This window comes from Vibrio sp. JZG120 (assembly GCF_053890955.1).
Genome location: NZ_JBSRRK010000001.1, coordinates 22,452 through 42,124, shown reverse-complemented (window position 1 = coordinate 42,124; position 19,673 = coordinate 22,452). Strand labels below are relative to the sequence as shown.

The following is a 19,673-nucleotide window of genomic DNA, read 5'->3' as shown; positions in this document are numbered from 1 at the left end:
AACAACCATCCTATATCTCAATGTTTATCATTACTGACGTTTGGTGATGAACTGATAAAAACACGATCTCGCTACAAGTATCGAGATGTCTCCTACACTATTCTCAAGCAATAAATCCACAAACATTTCCTAAATATAAAGAGTGAGAAACATGATTAAGTTTCCAGATAATTTCCTTTGGGGTGGTGCCATTGCGGCAAACCAGGTAGAGGGGGCATACAACCTTGGGGGGAAAGGTTTATCAACATCAGATATGTTGCCAAACGGCATTCTGAGCCCGCATCAAACGCGTGAAGAACGAACGCCTGGTATCAAAGATCTTGCGATCGATTTCTACAATCGCTATCCAGAAGATATTGCCCTGTTTAAAGAGATGGGATTCACCTGCCTGCGCTTGTCCATCGCTTGGAGTCGTATTTTTCCTAATGGCGATGAGCTTGAGCCAAACGAAAAAGGACTGGCGTTTTACGACAAAATTTTTGATGAGCTAGCCAAACACGATATGCAACCATTTGTGACGCTTTCTCATTACGAGATACCTTACGCCTTGGTTGAGAATTATGGTGGTTGGAGCGATCGTCGAGTGATCGAGTTTTTCGAGCGTTACGCTAAAACCGTGTTAGAACGCTACAAAGACAAAGTGAAGCTGTGGCTTACCTTTAACGAAATCAACATGTCACTTCATGCGCCATTTACGGGAGTGGGCTTGCAAGAAGACGCCAGTGAACAAGACATTTATCAAGCGATTCACCACCAGCTTGTAGCAAACGCGAAAGCGGTAAAACTGTGTCAGCAAATCGTACCGAATGGCAAAATCGGCAACATGCTGCTTGGCGCAATCAACTACCCATACACCTGCAACCCTGATGATGTGCTTGCTGCTATGCATGAAAACAATAAGTGGTTGTTCTTCGGTGATGTGCAGACTCGTGGTCAGTACCCAGGCTACATGAAACGTTACTTCCGTGAAAACGGCATTGAAATACAAATGGAAGCTGGCGACTTAGAAGAAATTGCATCGGCCAGTGTCGATTTTATTTCCTTCAGCTACTACGCAAGTGGCTGTGCGAGTGCCGATCCGCAACAAAAAGAAGTGGGTAACATCGTCGATAGCGTACCAAACCCATACCTTGAAAAGAGCCAATGGGGCTGGTTGATCGATCCAAAAGGCCTGCGCGTTTTGCTTAACTTCCTTCACGATCGTTACCAAAAGCCGCTATTTATCGTCGAGAATGGCTTAGGCGCTCGTGATGAATTCGATGAAAACGGGGAAATCCAAGACGATTATCGAATCTCATACCTTAATGATCATTTGGTTCAAGCACACGAAGCGATTCTTGATGGCGTTGAGTTGATGGGCTTCACCAGCTGGGGGCCAATCGACTTGGTGGCTAACTCAACAGCCGAAATGAGCAAGCGTTACGGTTATATTTATGTCGATCGTCATGATGATGGGCGAGGAACGCTAGAGCGTAAACGCAAGAAGAGCTTCTACTGGTATCAAGACGTGATTCGTACTTCAGGCGGTTCATTGAAAAGCTAAGCCTGTTGTCTGGATATAAAGTGCGACTGGGCATTCGCCTAAACCATCAAGCCCTGCATTTGCAGGGCTTGAATTTTCAGGTGTTAATGCATTTAGAGATTAAACTGCAATCTCTCCACCGTCTTCACGTCGAATGACAACCGTCGCCGCTCTTGGGCGCACAGAAACACCAGCAGGCGTTTCTTCGGCGGCATCTTCACTGTATGGCCAGTTACCTGGGTGCTGAATATTCACAAACAATGATTTGTAATCAGGGCTGATAGTAAAGCCTGTCACTTCACAACCATTTGGTCCGACAAAGAAGCGTTTAAGCTCCGCTTGGTTATCCGCACCAATCACTGCTTGGTCACCATTCTCATCTGTTAGCTTAGATGGCACAACGGCCAACATTTGATCATTAGTGTAAGACGTAACTTCATCTGCGCCGTTATCGGTCTGAATCCACAAAATACCACGGCCATCAAACGCTAATCCGTCAGGGCTAGCAAACTGGTTTAGCTCATTCAGGCCAGAACGGTTGGTATCTGCATCACCATTTGCTGGCGAACCAAAGACAAAGATATCCCAAGTAAAGTCTGTAGCTGAAGCCCCTTCATCCCAACGAATAACGTGACCAAACTTATTGTTCAAACGTGGGTTCGCAGGATTGGTTTCATCAGTACGGCGCGTATTATTCGTCAATGTTAAGTAAACCGAGCCTGTGAATGGATCAACCGTACACCACTCTGGGCGATCCATTGGGGTTGCCCCAACGAGGTCAGCCGCGCCTGCCGTATTAATGATAATTTCAGCCAATGAGTTAAAGTGCTCCGCTAACGTACCACCAGATTTTGTTACGCTATCAAGCCTCAACGGCAACCAAGTACCTGTACTGTCTTCATTGAAACGCGCAACATACAGTGTGCCTTCGTCCATATACTTATCGCCTGTCGCTAGGCGGTTTTCCGAGTTTGCATCTGCTGGATCCCACGCTGCCGCAGATTCAAATTTGTATAGGTACTCAAAGCGAGAGTCGTGACCAGAGTAGAATACCACTGGTTTGCCTTCTTCAAGCTTACCAAACGTACAGCCTTCGTGACGGAAACGACCTAGTGCAGTACGCTTCTTCGCACGCGAGTTTTGCGTGTAAGGGTCTATTTCGACGATGTAACCGTGACCATTGGCTTCATTACGGTAATCATCCATTGCACTTGCTCCTGTTGGAGCCACATTAAAGCGAGAGAACTCATCAAGACGCTCTTCTGCATTTCCTGCAAGTGTTTCCCACAAGTAGCGTGTGCTTTGGTCATCAACACCAATGCGATCTTGTTCTTCTGTACGAGTCCCGGCGTTAACAAAGTAACCTGGCCAGTTCTCTTCACAAGTTAAGTAAGTGCCCCATGGCGTGTAGCCGTTGCCACAGTTGTTTAACGTACCACGTGCTTGGCTGCCATCTGGCGAGAAACGAGTGACGGTTAGTGACGTGTGCGCGACCGGGCCAGATAAGTCCATTGCTGTCGCACCAGTGTAACGGCGGTTTAGTGGATCGGTATCGACTAGCTTCCACATGTTGTCTTCAAGCTGAATACGAACCACTGATACACCGTGCGCGTTAATCTCTTTACGCACTTCATCTACAATGGTACGTACGCCATTTTCAACCGTCGGACCGTTTGGATGCAGTGCTGATGTATCAATGTACTCGTGGTTGATGCAAAGCAGACCGTCGGTCGTACTGTCATTTAATGGGAAAAAGTGCATGCCATCATGGTGCATGCCCAACGCGTTAAGTTGGTCTGAGCTGGTATTGCTGCCATCATTTTTCCACGCGCTGCCTTGTGCATTAAGTGGTGTTCCCCAAGGTACCAATACTTGTGCGGTGTAGCCTTGTGGAATTGAAACGGCGTCAGTGAGTGAGCCAGGGATAGATTCAAAGTTAAGAACGGCTTTAGATACGCCCGAGCCACTGCTTACTGTACTTCCTGAGTCAGACGAATTACAACCAGCCAATCCGAAAGCACCAAACGCTGTCATCGCACTGATACCTAAACCACCTTTTAGAATGCTGCGTCGAGATAGGCTCGCTTCTAATACTTCTTCAAATGGTTTGTTTTCACTTTGGTTATAACGCGTCGCGTCAAAGGTTTCCTTGCTCATTTTTACTTTCCCGATCTTATAGTTTAATTAATAAATAAGTGATTAGTTGAACGGCAAGAAGTTTGGAGAAGAAAAATGACAAAAGTGCTTAAAACATATGAAACTTGTGTTTCAGCAGTGCAGCAAACTCAGCAGCGTTACCAATTGAGCAATTAAGTTTTGGTCACATAATCACCAACTGTATCGCTTCATTCTGATTTTACTTGGGCTAAAGTGTGATAGAAGGTATAAGGTGTACGAATTCAAATCATCTACGAGAGATAATCATGAAATTAGACAAGATCGATAACAAGAGCCGTCGTATCCGTAAAAAGCTGTTCTTAGGTGAGTTCGCAATCCTAGGTTTCGAGATCAGCTGTGAAACAGACATCAACGACTTCGACCGTTACGATGCATTCGTTGATGACTTTATCGACTACATTGATGGGCTTGGCCTTTGCTTCGGCGGCGGTGGTCTAGAACTGTTTGAAGGCTTCCTATGCTCTACTGACCGTTACGGCAGTGCTACTGAAGAGCAAAAAACACAAGTTATTGCATGGTTAGAAGCACGTCCAGAAGTGAAAAGCGCAAAAGCTGGCGACTTGGTTGACGCAAACTACCTGTAAGTAACAGAGTCATACTGACAATAATAAAAAGCTGGTCTCCGGACTGGCTTTTTTACTTTTGGAAGTGTGTGATAGTAAAAGTAGAGTGCTGGGAGGTTGTGCGGAGTGAATGTGATTGTGGCGTTTTTGAGCTGGCAATCAGCGGGAAACGGCGTTCCACTGCCAGCTCGTGCCTTTAGGTATCATTAACTATGATTTTTTAGCTGGTGCGTCTTTCGTGTCTTTCCAGTATTGAATGCGCACACGATGTAGCTGAGCTCTTCTAGTCTTTTTCATAGTAAAATCCCTCATCTTATATAAGTAACGCTCCTTATGGAGCTTATTGTCTAAGGTCGAATCCCCTTCAATCTATAAGGGAACCAATTATTTAACCGTGACCAATTTCACAACATAATGATAATTACCGATTTCTTGCAGTCATCTTTGGCTAGTAAACGGCGTATTATCTCTCTGACACGGTTAACTTACTCACCAGATATGACAGAAAAATGGCAATCAAGTTCCCTATATTATCTGTCACTGAATCTTAATAATGATTCCTGAAAAATTTTGCAAGTAAGATATCAATTGCCCATCACTTTCAGCCGAGTAACTCTTTTCGCGTTCGTGATCGCAGTTGTGTGCGACCCAATTAAGGCTGGATTCGCTGCTGATATTGCTGACGGTACTCGCGTGGCGTAAGCCCTTTATACGTTTTGAAGTGACGATTAAACAGGGCTTGGTTTCGATACCCTACTCTCTCAAACACAATTCCAATCGGCAAAGGCGTTGATTGCAGCAAATCTGCGGCATGATTGATCCGCAATTTCATTAGGCGTTGGCTAAACGGCTCTTTAAAGTGCTTTTGAAACAATCTTGTGACCGCACTTTCACTCAGCGATAAGTAGTTCGCCAAGTCTGCGAGCGTCACTTTGCTAGCAAAGTGACGCTCGAGATACGCGTTGACACTTGCCACTCGTTCTCTTTCCTGTAATTCGTGTTCACTCATCGATAAATAAGAGTGAGTCATCAGTGTTTTCGCTCCTTCATCGTGAGCAATCAGAGACAAAACATGGAGAAATCTCGAGAGTTGCTCCATTGCAGGAAACGTCATGAGCTCATGCAGAAGATCCACAACGTGCTGAGCTGTCCGCTCAGAAAACACCACACCTTTGTTGGCCGCCTTTAAAAGCGGATCAAGCTTTCTAAGCTCTGCGCAATAGAACATCAAATTGGCAATCCACTCACGCTTAAACCAGATCACATGAGTCTCGCACTTGCTCTCGACCAATGTGGAATGAATAGAGTGAGGCACACCTGGAGCGATCAATAGCATTTGGTTGTGAGTCACTTCTAATTCGTGATGACCAATATGCAAACTGCCAGTGAAGTGGCGATGGATGACTAATTCAAACACATCATCGTGAAAATGGAGATCGTACTCTTTTTCTGGCTCATCAATGCGACGATAGCGCCAAGAAAAACCTGGTCTTTGTGGTACTTTTTCGATGTGTGCCATTGGCTACTCCACAAAATAGTATTGTTTCACGCTCAAATAATATCAGTATTGCCAGCTTAATCTTCATCACGCCGAAATAGTATTGATATTAAGCGGCATACTATCAACTTTGTGTCGTCACGCTCCTTATTGTTGCCTTGAAAGACAAGATAACTAAGGAGGCTTTCATGAGTCACTTCACTGTCAAGCTACGCCAAGTCCTGCACAAAACACGTGATGAATGGGCAACATTCGCCATCAAAGAAATGGAAATTCCACCTAACACTATCGCCAAATTTTATGGCTACAAATCGAGTTGTGATCTTGAGCAAACTCTTAAACAGGATGTAAACGACGCCAATTCGGACATTTGCTCGACACCTTGTGCGAGATCTCTTACAAGCAATGTAAGCAAAACGACCATCATTGACTAAGACAAAATCGAAAAATTAACATAAGCCATTGAAAATTATCAGTTATATCATTTCAAACAATATTCGCTGCCAAAGTTTTTTTACCTAGCTAATTGAGAGTAATCAGCAAAACATCAATACTGATTGTGTCGACAGGATGTTGGCGGGAACAGGAAAAAAACCTAATGGACTAGGTATCTTCAGGATGAAGATTTGGTAGCTTAGGATGAGTTATCAGCAAGGATGTAGTTAAGCTCTAGGATAGAGTTCGCCCGTCAGGATGATAGGCAAGAATGGACACCGCTAGGAAGGCGATGAACAAGGAACTCGGTTAAAGGACTTAACCACAATCAAGGATAGATGCAGGGAGCACCTATAGTAGCCGGATTGCTGCGAAAAAGAATAAGCCCCGTCTGGGAAACCAGGCGGGGTTTTATTTTGTCTGCTATTTATTATTCGCGAGGCACCCGATTCTCTTGCGTCGATTTATTTCGTGCCGTGCTATCATTTTCTCTACGTCTTTCAGCAAGCTCAAAGCAAATCTCACATTATGCTTAATCCTGTTTGGTTACATACATTTAAGACATTGATTGAAGTCGGTCATTTCACACAAACGGCAGAAAAACTTTTTATGACCCAACCTGGTGTCAGCCAACACATCAAAAAGTTAGAGCAAAGTTGTCAGCATGCGCTGATCAAACGTGAAAACAAAAGCTTCGAATTAACAGAGCAAGGTCGGATTGTTTACGCCTACGCGCTGGAGTTAGAAGAAAGAGAGAAAGCGTTGCTCGAAGAACTCAGTTTTGATGATGCATTTTCAGGTCACTGTAAACTGGCCTGTTCTGGCGCAATGGCATTGATGCTGTATGGCCCTCTTTTAGAAAAGCAAAAACAGCACCCAGGCTTATCGCTGCATTTAGAAGCCGCACCCAATCACTCGATTCTCAATGCAATAACGGAAGGGAGCATTGATATTGGTATCGTAACTGATGTTCCTCACAAAGGTTTATTTCACAGTGAAAGAATTGGTAAGGAGCAGTTGTGCTTAGTCCTACCTAATCAATACCGCGAAAAGCAGATAACACCACAACTCTTGCACGACTGTGGTGTCATTGCCCATCCTGATGCCAAGCACTACATGACGCTGTTTTTTGACCAATGCGCGGAACAAGAGCTCCAAGAAATTAAGATGAGCGATTTACCATTATCCGGCTACGTGAATCAATTAAGCCAAATTTTACTACCTGTGAGTAAAGGACTCGGCTTCACCGTGCTGCCTCAAAGTGCTGTCGACAACTTCCCACAAAAAGATACCTTGCACATCGCACAACTGAAAAACACCGTGTGTGAAGAGTTATTTTTAGTTCGCAAACGCAGTCGTGTTCTGCCACTGCGCTATCAAACAATTAAAGATGTGTTATTGGACGTCATCACAAACTCAAAACAAACTACAGAATAGCCTAACGTTTTAAACTCGTTGTAATCCGTTTGCTTAAAAAAGCCCACAGACAACTTCCAGCTTACAACGCTGGGAATGCCCGATGATTCAACAAATTATTTTTGTCGTAACGACGAGTTTTTTTCGTTTTCTTCTCGCGAGAAAAAAACCTAAGGTGCGCACCTCTAACGAAGTGGTTGTCCAACCACACATCTAAATCGTTGAAGTCAGTAGGTAATATCACCTAAATATCACATACCTGCTGCATTCTATACTCTATACTTATATTTTTAATTTGGTACTGACTTACTAAGGAATTGCCATGCGTATTGCTATTCTCTCTCGTAATGAGAATTTATATTCAACCATGCGCCTAAAACAGGCAGGTGAAGAGCGTGGACATCAAGTAGACGTCATCGATACTCTGCACTGTTATATGGACATTACGAGCAACAACCCTAAGATCCGCTATAAGGGTGAAGAATTGCCACAATACGACGCTGTGATTCCTCGCATCGGTGCATCCATCACATTCTACGGTACCGCGGTTGTACGTCAGTTTGAAATGATGGGCACATTTTGTGTCAACGAATCAGTCGCGATTAGCCGCTCTCGTGACAAATTACGCTCGTTGCAACTGTTATCGCGTAAAGGCATCGGCTTGCCGCGCACTGGCTTTGCTCACCACCCTGATAACATTCAGGACGTGATCAAAAATGTTGGTGGCGCACCTCTAGTGATTAAATTACTAGAAGGAACTCAAGGCATCGGTGTTGTGCTTGCTGAAACCAACAAAGCAGCAGAAAGCGTGATCGAAGCATTCATGGGGTTGAAAGCAAACATCATGGTGCAAGAGTTCATCGAAGAAGCTAAAGGCGCAGACATACGTTGCTTTGTTGTCGGTAATAAAGTGATTGCAGCGATGAAGCGCCAAGCGAAAGAAGGCGAGTTCCGCTCTAACTTACATCGCGGCGGCTCTGCACAGTTAGTGCGACTAAGCAAAGAAGAGCGCGCTACTGCGATTAACGCGGCAAAAGTCATGGGGTTAAACCTATGCGGTGTAGATATCCTTCAATCTAAAAACGGCCCAGTGGTAATGGAAGTGAATTCTTCACCAGGTCTTGAAGGTATCGAGCTCGCAACAGAAAAAGACGTTGCTGGTATGATTTTCGACTTTATCGAGAAAAACGCAAAACCACACGCAAACCGTACTCGTGGTAAAGGTTGATAATTGTTTGAGTGAGAGCCTGCTTAGTAGGCTCTCGTATTACTCATCGCTAGGATGACACTATGAATCAGAAAATGATCATTGGGAACGCCGAAGCTATTTGCTTACCTGAGTTAGGGATTACTCACCTTGAAGCGCGCATTGATACGGGCGCACAAACCTCTTCATTGCATGTAGATAACATTGATTGCTTTGAAAAAGATGGTCAGTCTTACGTTGCATTCGATCTACACCCGGATGTTTATCATTTAGAACAAGTGGTTCGCTGCACAGCGAAGCTAAAGGCAAACCGTAAAGTGAAATCTTCAAACGGTACCTTTGAGCATCGCTGCGTTATCACCACCATGCTGCGCATGGGTGACAAACAATGGCCAATCGACATTACGTTGACCAACCGTGAAAAAATGACTTACATGATGCTGTTAGGTCGTCAGGGCATGGCAGACAAAGTGCTGGTAGACCCTAGCCAATCTCACTTATTGGCATCTTAACCCCGTAGCTTCAGATGAGTGATCGAACGTTTTTGTTGAGCATCACTCGTCTGGCTTTATCTTCGTCTACTTCCTACTAAATAGCGCAAACAACAATCCCTTCGCTTTGACCTTTGTAACGCGCCAATGGGTCATCGGCTTAGTTGGCGCAGTATGCAGAATGTGCTGATACGCTTTCTCATCAAAAGTCACCTCTCCCCCATGCGCCAAAAGCAAACATTGCGGATTCATCTCAAACACACGCTTTAATGATTGGCGATATTGGTTTGGATGAAATATGGGAAACGGCGCAATAAGATGTTTCTTAACCTGCACCATCAAATCCGCCACATACAATACATCTTGTTCAGAATGATAAACCGACAAATCTCTATCGGTATGTCCCTGCGTTTCTAGCACCTGCCAATCATCAAACCCCGGAATACACTCACCATCGATGAGTTCTATATCGGGCTTTAACTTGCGCGAATACCACAGGTTTTGCTTTGGTTTACGCATCCGGTTCGCCATCCAGCGCGCTAACATCAAATCGGTCAAATGCATTAGCCAACCATCTACACCGCTATACCATTGGCTCTCTCGCTTTGCGGCCAATAGCTTACATCCAGTTAAATCACGCAGTTTGTGCGCGCCACCAGCGTGGTCTGGATGCATGTGTGTCACAACGACCAACTTTAGGTCAGAAAAAGGACGATGGAGTTGATGTTCAATAAAATCTTTAAGGTGAGGAATGTCTGCTCGACTTGCACCATCAAGCAACATTAATTTATCGGGATATTCGGCGAGATACATGGTCTGAATGTATCCCTGAATTCTGTGCAGCTGCAAAATATGTCCTTATTTGAGTGAGATTTTTCATGACCGCTTCCATGCTGGTCAGACCAACTATAACAGCTGAATGGACGCACTGGTAAACAAATGTTCACATCAGCGCACGACAAGAAATCATAATCGAGATGATAGATTTTAATCATTAGACTCAGCGGCACTTTTGTCCGTTAATGCGCGCACACGGAGTTCGTGTCAGGGTATGAGGTTAATGCCTCATGATTTGCTTTTTTGTACTTTTCCTTCTAATTAATTAAGGACTTAAGTACATTTTTGTGAGAATCGAGTTGGAAAAAGCAACTAAATTAGACCGCATCCGCGCGGACTACAACGTTCACTACTGGAGCCAAGGTTTCTACGGTATTGATGACCAAGGCGAGGTTTACGTATCACCTCGTAGTGATCGTGCACATCAAATCCCTTTCAGTGCCATTGTAAATGAGCTAGAAGCGAAGCAGTTAAATCTGCCTGTATTAGTGCGCTTCCCGCAAATCGTGCACCAACGTGTGCATGGAATTTGCCACGCTTTCAACCAAGCAATTGAAGAATACCAATATCCAAACAAATACCTGTTGGTGTACCCAATTAAAGTAAACCAACAACGTGAAGTGGTGGATGAAATTCTAGCGAGCCAAGCTCAACTAGAAACCAAACAGCTTGGTCTTGAAGCGGGTAGCAAGCCAGAATTGTTGGCAGTACTTGCATTGGCTCAACAAGGCAGCTCCGTGATCGTGTGTAACGGCTACAAAGACCGTGAGTATGTGCGTCTTGCACTGATCGGTGAAAAGCTGGGCCACAAGGTATTCATCGTACTAGAGAAGCTTTCTGAGCTGGATCTGGTGCTAGAAGAAGCGAAAAGCTTGGGCGTAAAACCGCGCCTTGGTTTGCGCATTCGCCTCGCCTCTCAAGGTGCGGGGAAATGGCAAGCAAGTGGCGGTGAAAAATCGAAATTTGGTTTGTCTGCATCGCAAGTGCTTAGCGTTATTGAACGTCTGAAACGCGAAGGCAGCCTAGATGCGATGCAATTGGTTCACTTCCACCTTGGCTCACAGATGGCAAACATCCGTGACGTACGTAATGGTGTGAATGAGTCTGCACGTTTCTACTGCGAACTGCGCGCACTGGGTGCAAACATCGAATACTTCGATGTGGGCGGCGGTTTGGCAGTCGACTACGACGGCACACGCAGCCAATCATCGAACTCGATGAACTACGGCCTTGCAGAGTACGCACGTAATATCGTCAACACAGTGGGCGACGTGTGTCAGCAATACGAACAACCGATGCCAGTGATCATATCGGAATCCGGTCGTTCACTGACAGCGCACCACGCTGTGTTGATTTCTAACGTAATTGGTACAGAAACATACCAACCGGAAGAAGTGCATGAACTTGGCGCAGATGCTCCACTTTTACTACAAAACATGTGGCGAAACTGGGAAAACTTACAAGATGGTACCGACGCTCGTGCGTTAATTGAGATCTACAACGATACCCAAAGTGATTTGGCAGAGGTACACTCTCAATTCGCAACTGGCGTGCTTAACTTGGAGCAACGTGCGTGGGCAGAGCAACTGTCACTGCGCATTTACTTCGAACTAAGCCGCAAGATGAGCACTAAAAATCGCTTCCACCGTCCGATTCTGGACGAGTTGAGCGAACGTCTTGCAGATAAGTTCTTCGTGAACTTCTCTCTCTTCCAATCTCTACCAGATGCTTGGGGTATTGATCAGGTGTTCCCTGTTCTACCACTTTCTGGCCTTGGCGATGCGGAAGAGCGTCGTGCGGTAATGTTGGACATCACCTGTGACTCTGATGGCGCGATCGATCACTACGTTGATGGTCAAGGCATCGAGAGCACGCTACCTGTACCAGCTTGGAGCAAAGACAAACCATACCTAATGGGCTTTTTCCTAGTAGGCGCATACCAAGAAATCCTTGGTGACATGCACAACCTATTTGGTGACACCCACAGTGCAGTAGTCAATGTTGATGAACACGGTCAATTTGAGATCAGTTACATCAATGAAGGTGATAGTGTAGAAGACATGATGCGCTACGTTCATATCGACGTGGATGCGATTCGTGACAATTACAAACAATTGGTTTCCCAACGAGTTGAAGCCAATGAACAAGCAAAAATCCTAGCAGAACTAGAACAAGGTCTAGCGGGATACACCTATTTAGAGGACTTCTGATATGAATGATTTGTTTACTAAAACCGATTATTCGCTTTACTCCAACTCTATGTCGTTTTTACGTCTACCGTACATTCGTAATCCGGTATCGGCAGACGCAGACGTTGTGGTGCTAGGAGTTCCTCTGGACATGGCTACATCTGGTCGTCCAGGCGCGCGCATGGGTCCAGATGCGATTCGCCGTGCCTCAGTCAACTTGGCATGGGAAGGTAAGAAGTTCCCTTGGGACTTCAACGTATTGGATAAGCTGAAAGTGATCGACGCGGGCGATCTCGTGTTTGACTGTGGTGATGCGGAAGATTTCACTTACCGTCTAGAGGCGGCAACCAGTGAAATTCTAAAAAGCGGTAAAACCATGTTGGGATTGGGCGGTGACCACTTCATCACACTGCCTATCCTGCGTGCCTACGCGAAGCATCATGGTCAAATGGCTCTGATTCACTTTGACGCTCATACGGATACCTACGCAAATGGCAGTTCATACGACCACGGTACAATGTTCTACCATGCGCCGAAAGAAGGTTTGATCTCTGCGAAGAACTCAGTACAAATCGGTATTCGTACTGAATACAAACAGCAAGATCACGGCTTCAATGTGATTAATGCGATGCAAGCGAATGACATGTCGGTGGACGAGATCTTAGAAGAGATTCGTCGCACCGTCGCAGACAAGCCAGTGTATGTTACTTTTGACATCGACTGCTTGGATCCAGCCTTCGCACCAGGAACAGGTACACCCGTTTGTGGTGGCTTGAACTCAGACAAAGCACTGAAGATCATTCGTGGCTTAGCCGGTATGAATATTGTGGGTATGGATGTTGTAGAAGTATCGCCTCCGTACGACCACAGTGATGTTACCGCATTAGCGGGAGCAACCATCGCGCTAGAAATGCTTTACGCATACGCATCTGGCCGCGAATAAACATAATCATTTCTAAGGGAGCTTCGGCTCCCTTTTTGTTCATGGTGCCTTCTCCAGTCTTTTCTTCGTTCGAACCATGTCTTGCTCTGGCTAACCAAAACAATTCTTCTCCCCTCGATTTTAACCATAAAAACCAATGACCTATAAGTAGGTTTACATTCACAACAAATAAGAGATTTAACGTAATTCAACAAAGAAAAGCAGCCTATTTCCGAATGCAAATTAAGATTAGTTTTTCTAATGCATATTATAGATTTTTATCTTGCTCAACTTCACACTTTTCGATTGCTAATTGTACACGCAAAGACTAATATCTCGCGCAAATAGCCCCGTAACACCAAAAGTCTGTTGGCACTCTGCATTAGAGCGCTAAGGGTTTTTACGTCTTAAATTTTTTGGAGAGATACGCAAATGTCTGCTTCGTTTCCATTAGCGAAACTTACCTTTTTAATCGCAATATTGACTGCCGTGGGTCAAATGACCCAAACAATGTACGTGCCTTCAATCGGTCATATGGCGGGTGAGTTTTTGGTGTCTGCGTCATCACTTCAAGCTGTGATGGCTTGTTACCTGATTCCATATGGCTTATCGCAATTCGTGTACGGTACGTTATCGGACCGCTTAGGTCGCAAGCCAATCATCATAGCAGGCCTACTTATCTACATCGTAGGTACATTGGTGGCGCTCTTTGCACACCAATTTGAATGGTTCTTGATTGGTAGTTTCATCCAAGGTTTAGGTATTGGCTGCGGTGGTGCGATGTCACGTACTCTGACTCGCGACTGCTTTGAAGGTTCTGAGCTACACAGAGCAAATAGCTTAATCAGCATGTGTGTGATTTTCTCACCATTGTTGGCTCCCGTACTTGGCGGCTACTTAACCGAAGCGTTTGGCTGGCGCTCTAGCTACCTATTCTTAGCGCTGTTTGGCATTGCAGTGGTGATTACCATGATGACCAGCATGATGGAGACGCTACCAAAAGAGAAACGCAAGTTCGAACCAGTAGCCAAAAGCTACAAACACGTTTTGTCTGACCGCCGCTTCCAAGGCTTTTTGATCTGCCTAGTTGCGACGTTTGCTGGCGTAGGTGTGTTCGAGGCAGCAGCTGGGGTATTGCTAGGTGGTGTATTGGCATTACCAGCAACAACGGTAAGTTTACTGTTTATCTTACCGATCCCGGGTTACTTGGTGGGTGCCGGCTTATCTAGCTACATCGCGCAGCGTCGCTCTGAGCGTCGTGCTTTAAATGTGGGCTTGGTATCGATTTTTGTTGGCTCTGCTATTGTGCTCATCCCTGGCTTGTTTGGTTTAACCACGGCGTTAACGCTGGTTGGTGGCGCAACCGTGTACTTTTTGGGTGCGGGTATCCTATTCCCAGCCGCAACAACCGGAGCAATTGCTCCGTTCCCTTACCACGCGGGGACAGCTGGTGCGACTCTGGGTGGCATGCAGAACTTGGGCGCCGGTATTGCAACCTTGCTTGCATCGCTATTTCCAGCGCATAACCAGATGCCACTAGGTGTTTTGATGATGGCAATGTCGGTAATTGCAATGCTTGGGCTCATGTGGGTAAATCGAGCGCACAACCACTCAAACGAAGTGCCGCAAGTCATCTGATCATTATCGACTAACGTTCAAAATCCAAAAGGGACACACTAAACTAGTGTGTCCCTTTTTCATATCACACTATATCGATTTACCGATGAGAATGATTTAACTTTCGAATTGATATTTGTTAAAAATAACAGCTGCTTACACAATGTGTTTTCAGCTCCCTTCAAATTGAGTAGCCAACTCGGAAATATTGAGAATTCTCACTTTTTCGGCACACCCCATAACAAAGAATGGACAACTGAAAACCACTAACGAAATGAAAGCCCAGCCCTCAGGATGAGGCCACTTGGGCGTATAATAAGGACAAAAACAGATGCGTTTCACTTTAACTACGTTGGCCGTCTCGGTCGCGCTTGTCGCCGGATGCAGCAATCAAGGAACCCCCAGCATGACTCAATACTCCCAATCACAGATCGTTGCTCAACAAACTCAAGCTCCGGTTGCGAAAAAAGTCCCTCACGCGATGACTATTCATGGTGATACTCGCGTTGATAACTACTACTGGATGCGTGACGACGAACGTAAAGATCCGGAAATTTTGCAGCACCTAGAGCAAGAAAATCAGTATGCGGAAACCGTTCTCAAGCACACTGAAGCTCTTCAAAATGAGCTATTTGAAGAAATTAAAGGTCGCATAGCAAAAGACGACAACTCCGTTCCTGTGCGTAAAGGCAACTACTTCTACTCAAGTGAAGTGACCGGAGATAACGAATACGAAGTTCACCTTCGAGCTAAAGACTTTGGAGGTAAAGACAAGCAAGTCATTTTAGATGTCAATGAACTTGCAAAAGCACATGAGTTCTTCAGTATTGGCGGCTTGTACGTTAGTCCGAATGAAAACTTACTAGCGTATGGCGAAGATACATTAAGCCGCCGCGTTTACACTCTTAAGATCAAAGACCTGAAAACAGGCAATTACCTACAAGATGAAATCGAAGGCGCCTCAAGCGCGATTGCATGGCAGAACGATAACAACGCCTTTTACTACATCAAAAAAGATCCACAGACCTTGCTGGGCTACCAAGTGTATCGTCATGTTTTAGGCACGCCACAAAGCAGTGATGAGTTGATTTTTGAAGAAACCGACAGCGCCTATTACACCTCACTAAGCAAAAGCAAAGATGGCGAAGATATTTATATCTGGCATTCCAGTACAGAAACCAGCGGCGTCTCCATCATCGATGCGAACAACCCTAAAGCAAAGGCGAAGCCTTTTTATCCTCGTGAAAATGGCATTGAATACAGCATTTCTAAGCTAGGCGATTGGTATTACATTTATACCAACTATCAAGCCGTGAACTTCCGTTTGATGAAAGTTAAGCAAGAAGAGATGCACGATCGCTCTAAGTGGCAAGACGTGATTGCCGCAGACGACAAGACTCAACTTGTCGACTTCGAGCTATTCGATGATCACCTCGTCTATGAGCAGCGCTCTAACGGCCTAGCAAGCGTCACTGTACGTCAGCTCTCTACAGGAAAAGAATTCCCCCTCACATTTAATGACGATGCGTTTGCAGCCTATTTGACAGGTAACCTAGAGCTGGATAACGAGAAAGTTCGTATTTATTACAGCAGTTTAACCACTCCAGGAACCTACTACGATTTCGATCTAAAAACGGGCGAGTCAGAAATCATGAAGCGAACACCTGTACTTGGTGATTTTAATCCTGACAATTACCAATCAGAACGCATTATGATCACAGCCCGTGACGGTAAAGAAGTACCCGTTTCTTTGGTGTATCGTAAAGACTTATTTAAGAAGGATGGTACGAATCCACTCTACCAATATGGTTATGGATCTTATGGCGCAACCATTGAGCCAACTTTCCGCTCGACACGTTTGAGTCTATTAGACCGCGGCTTTGTTTACGCCATCGCTCACATTCGCGGTTCTGAAATGCTTGGCCGTCCTTGGTATGAGGATGGTAAAAAACTCACCAAGCAAAACACATTCAACGACTTTATTGATGTAACTAAAGGTTTGGTTGAACAAGGCTACGGCGCGAAAGATAAAGTCTTCGCTGTTGGTGGCTCTGCAGGTGGTCTCTTAATGGGGGCAGTCATCAACCAAGCACCAGAATTGTATCGCGGTATCGGTGCACATGTTCCGTTTGTGGACGTGGTAACCACCATGCTCGATGAATCAATTCCATTGACCACCAATGAATATGATGAATGGGGTAACCCAAATAACAAAACATACTATGACTATATGTTGAGTTACTCGCCTTACGACAACATCAAGGCGCAAAACTACCCAAACATGTTGGTAACGACTGGCTTGCACGACTCTCAAGTACAGTACTTTGAACCAATGAAGTGGGTCGCCAAACTTCGTGAAATGAAGACAGACGATAACGTCTTGTTGTTCAAAACCGATATGGAAGCCGGACACGGCGGCGCATCTGGTCGATTTAAACGCTTAAAAGAAGATACGCTAGAGTATGCGTTCTTTCTCGATTTACTCGATAAAAAATAATCGTTTCAATTGAACTGTATCTCTAACAACAAAATGCCCGCAGTTGCGGGCATTTTTTATAGACGCACTCTCTAAACAGAGAGTTGGGGTACCTAAGCACATCATTACCAGTGTCTCTTATAGCCAACGGAAAGCAGAAAGAAAAACGCCTACTCACAACGAGTAGGCGTTAACACAATAAATGTGTTTAGGCAGTAGAAACTGGCCTATTTATTAGAAGTAGTAACGAGCACCTAGAGTCCAGTAGTCGTTCTCTTCGCTAGTGTAATCGTTACCTAGGTCAAACTGGTAAGCAGCAAACGTTACGAAAGCAGGAGTTACAGCGTACTCTGCTTGTAGCGCAGTTTCGCTTGAAACTGTCTTGTTGTCTTCTTCGTCTTCTACGCCTTCGTAGTTAACGCTGAATGTCCAATCGTTCACGCCGTATGCCAAAAGAGCTTCAATTTGAGAAGTCTCTTTACGCATCTCGTAGAAGTAATCGTTCATACCGTATACTACTGCTGCGTATAGACCTGAACCGTACTGACCGTAGTTTACAGAGAATAGGTGTGATTCAGCGTTCTTAGTACCTAGAGTCGCGTTTTTAACATCACCGCCGCTGTATACGTAGCCTAGGCCAAAGCCAGCTACAGAACCGCTCAGTGCAACTTGACCACGTTGCTCGTATGTTGTTGCATCTGAAGTTTGCTCACCTTGCCAACCTAGACCTAGGTTGAAAGCAAAGCCTTCACCAAATTCAAAACCTTTACGGTAGCTAAGCATTTTATCAGCACGAGCTGAGCCTAGGTTGCCGTGGTTGTCGTACAAAAAGTCGTTCGCAAACGCGATTGGTAGATCCGCAACACCAGCGACATCGTAGTAAGGTGACCATTGAGTACCTGCAACAAGGCGACCGTACTGCTCGTGAGTTGCACCGATGTAACCTAGACGAGTTTTGAATGACTGTTCACCACCATTTAGGTAGTTAAGCGCCCATTCACCTTTAGCGTCGATAGTGATACCGTTGCCAATGTCTTTCTTACCCGCGACGTTAATACGTGGAGACACTTGATGAACTTTCACATCTTCCTCGTAGTACTCACCCACGCCAACTGAAACGTGACCGCCGATCGATAAAGATGTACCATCGCTGTTATAAACTTCTGCTGCGAAGGCCTGTGAACCACATGCTAGTGCCGCCACTGCAACGGCTAGAGTTTTCATTTTCATTGTTAACATCCGTATAGTTGTTTGTACCGGTTCGCTTAGAGACAGATTAAATCCGAATCAATCGCAACGAACACATAACAAAGTAGTAATGAAATAGAAATGAAACAAACACTTTCTTATGCAACCAGTGGTATTAATGCTCACATTTTGAACTAAGTCACAAAAAAATAGGGAACTTTTCATTCCCCATCATAAAATCTGTGGCTTTTTACGTGTCACATCTCCCAACGTGCGAGTGGCTTCTCAGTTTTGATACCCTTACTGCCCCAGCGGTCAATAACATCAATTTGCAGTATACGACTCGGTTTAATAAGCGATGTCAAGGTTTTCGACGGTCGTTTATCCGTCACTAACCATAGCGTTTTATCTTGTTCAAACTGAGCTTTTAAAGATAATTTGTCTTCTTCTGTCCACTCGAGTTCCGGCTTAAATTCGCGCCCAACCACAAACAATTGGTTGCCAGAGGCAAAGTCCTCTAGTGACTCACTCATCAGTACCACTGAATCGATGCTTTTATCGAAGATCTCTGCCTGTTGTTGGTTGATCAGTTCACGCACATTGAGCATAAAAGCCTGTTGATTCGTTTGAATCGCCTTTTGGTGTTCAGGATATACACGTTGTAGATCCTCTCCAACAATACCCGCCATTCGGATTAAGTTTGTAGGGTTCAGCCACGCGTACTTCGATGTTGACCCGTTTTCCAATGTCAGTACTGCAACTCCTTGAGCTCTAGGAGAAATGGCCTGCGATGCATCGATTTCAATCAAGTGAATGTTGCCCTGTCGAGCGTAAACATAAGTCGGGTCTTGTTTCCAAATCGCACCAAGAGTAATAGCAACCGTCGCGGCTTGACCCGCTTGCTTAACTTGCTCTGTACCTTTATTTGCGAACCAGTTCTCAAGACGCTCAACGCCGTAACGCTTTGGAGGCAGATACTGAGTCTCTATCCCTGTACCTTTCATGAGTTGCTCAGACAACATGTACGTGACGGGAGTGCTGGTTAAAATGTCTTTGGCGCTTGCCAACGATGGAAGTGTCGTCGCTATAACCAAACCAAAAGTTATCGCTAATTTTTTTATCTTCATGTTCATT

The 19,673-nt window shown here is 45.1% G+C and carries 15 protein-coding genes; 10 read left to right on the top strand and 5 right to left on the bottom strand.

The window, feature by feature from the left end:
- The first annotated feature begins 151 nt into the window (after positions 1-151).
- Entirely contained in the window at positions 152-1,543 is a 1,392-nt protein-coding gene (locus ACWPOD_RS00200; RefSeq protein ID WP_456231402.1) for a glycoside hydrolase family 1 protein, read from the top strand.
- Between the two features lie 99 nt (positions 1,544-1,642).
- Here ACWPOD_RS00200 and ACWPOD_RS00195 read toward each other — a convergent pair whose 3' ends face one another.
- Complete coding sequence (locus tag ACWPOD_RS00195; RefSeq protein WP_456231401.1) at positions 1,643-3,679, bottom strand: PhoX family protein; 2,037 nt, start codon at positions 3,677-3,679, stop codon at positions 1,643-1,645.
- Between the two features lie 266 nt (positions 3,680-3,945).
- On the opposite strand from ACWPOD_RS00195, the gene ACWPOD_RS00190 reads away from it, so the two are divergent.
- On the top strand, positions 3,946-4,284 hold the full coding sequence (locus ACWPOD_RS00190) for a YggL 50S ribosome-binding family protein (RefSeq protein WP_074189730.1): 339 nt from the start codon (positions 3,946-3,948) through the stop codon (positions 4,282-4,284).
- Between the two features lie 631 nt (positions 4,285-4,915).
- On the opposite strand, the gene ACWPOD_RS00185 is transcribed toward ACWPOD_RS00190, so the two are convergent.
- The gene (locus tag ACWPOD_RS00185; RefSeq protein WP_048624666.1) at positions 4,916-5,782 is read right to left on the bottom strand and encodes a helix-turn-helix transcriptional regulator; all 867 of its coding nucleotides are present in this window, start codon (positions 5,780-5,782) and stop codon (positions 4,916-4,918) included.
- A gap of 167 nt (positions 5,783-5,949) precedes the next feature.
- Here ACWPOD_RS00185 and ACWPOD_RS00180 point away from each other — a divergent pair, with 167 nt between their 5' ends.
- The 4 genes from ACWPOD_RS00180 (at position 5,950) to ACWPOD_RS00165 (ending at position 9,331) form a co-directional block, all read left to right on the top strand.
- Positions 5,950-6,195 (top strand): hypothetical protein, encoded by a 246-nt coding sequence (locus tag ACWPOD_RS00180; RefSeq protein WP_456231400.1) that lies wholly within the window; start codon positions 5,950-5,952, stop codon positions 6,193-6,195.
- A gap of 529 nt (positions 6,196-6,724) precedes the next feature.
- On the top strand, positions 6,725-7,633 hold the full coding sequence (locus tag ACWPOD_RS00175) for a LysR family transcriptional regulator (RefSeq protein ID WP_065645588.1): 909 nt from the start codon (positions 6,725-6,727) through the stop codon (positions 7,631-7,633).
- 301 nt (positions 7,634-7,934) lie between these two features.
- Entirely contained in the window at positions 7,935-8,840 is a 906-nt protein-coding gene (gene rimK / locus ACWPOD_RS00170; RefSeq protein ID WP_005393586.1) for a 30S ribosomal protein S6--L-glutamate ligase, read from the top strand.
- Positions 8,841-8,902: 62 nt separating this feature from the next.
- Positions 8,903-9,331, top strand: a complete 429-nt coding sequence (locus tag ACWPOD_RS00165; protein WP_005393584.1) for an ATP-dependent zinc protease family protein — start codon at positions 8,903-8,905, stop codon at positions 9,329-9,331.
- Between the two features lie 66 nt (positions 9,332-9,397).
- Here ACWPOD_RS00165 and ACWPOD_RS00160 read toward each other — a convergent pair whose 3' ends face one another.
- A complete protein-coding gene (locus ACWPOD_RS00160; RefSeq protein ID WP_046873896.1) occupies positions 9,398-10,123 on the bottom strand; it encodes an MBL fold metallo-hydrolase in 726 nt (241 codons plus the stop codon).
- 323 nt (positions 10,124-10,446) lie between these two features.
- Here ACWPOD_RS00160 and speA point away from each other — a divergent pair, with 323 nt between their 5' ends.
- From speA to ACWPOD_RS00140, 4 genes are all read left to right on the top strand, one after another.
- Positions 10,447-12,357 carry an arginine decarboxylase gene (speA, locus tag ACWPOD_RS00155; protein ID WP_456231399.1) on the top strand — a complete coding sequence of 637 codons (1,911 nt, stop codon included), beginning with the start codon at positions 10,447-10,449 and terminating at the stop codon, positions 12,355-12,357.
- 1 nt (position 12,358) lies between these two features.
- Positions 12,359-13,279 (top strand): agmatinase, encoded by a 921-nt coding sequence (gene speB / locus ACWPOD_RS00150; protein WP_167427198.1) that lies wholly within the window; start codon positions 12,359-12,361, stop codon positions 13,277-13,279.
- A gap of 411 nt (positions 13,280-13,690) precedes the next feature.
- Positions 13,691-14,896 (top strand): multidrug efflux MFS transporter EmrD, encoded by a 1,206-nt coding sequence (gene emrD / locus ACWPOD_RS00145; protein WP_005393574.1) that lies wholly within the window; start codon positions 13,691-13,693, stop codon positions 14,894-14,896.
- A 310-nt stretch (positions 14,897-15,206) separates the two neighbouring features.
- Positions 15,207-17,372 carry a S9 family peptidase gene (locus tag ACWPOD_RS00140; RefSeq protein ID WP_456231398.1) on the top strand — a complete coding sequence of 722 codons (2,166 nt, stop codon included), beginning with the start codon at positions 15,207-15,209 and terminating at the stop codon, positions 17,370-17,372.
- 213 nt (positions 17,373-17,585) lie between these two features.
- On the opposite strand, the gene ACWPOD_RS00135 is transcribed toward ACWPOD_RS00140, so the two are convergent.
- Together ACWPOD_RS00135 and ACWPOD_RS00130 are read right to left on the bottom strand one after the other, a co-directional pair.
- On the bottom strand, positions 17,586-18,581 hold the full coding sequence (locus tag ACWPOD_RS00135; protein WP_006741232.1) for a porin: 996 nt from the start codon (positions 18,579-18,581) through the stop codon (positions 17,586-17,588).
- 215 nt (positions 18,582-18,796) lie between these two features.
- Positions 18,797-19,666: a metal ABC transporter solute-binding protein, Zn/Mn family gene (locus tag ACWPOD_RS00130; RefSeq protein ID WP_167427196.1), complete on the bottom strand. Its 870-nt coding sequence runs from the start codon at positions 19,664-19,666 to the stop codon at positions 18,797-18,799.
- Positions 19,667-19,673: the final 7 nt, after the last annotated feature.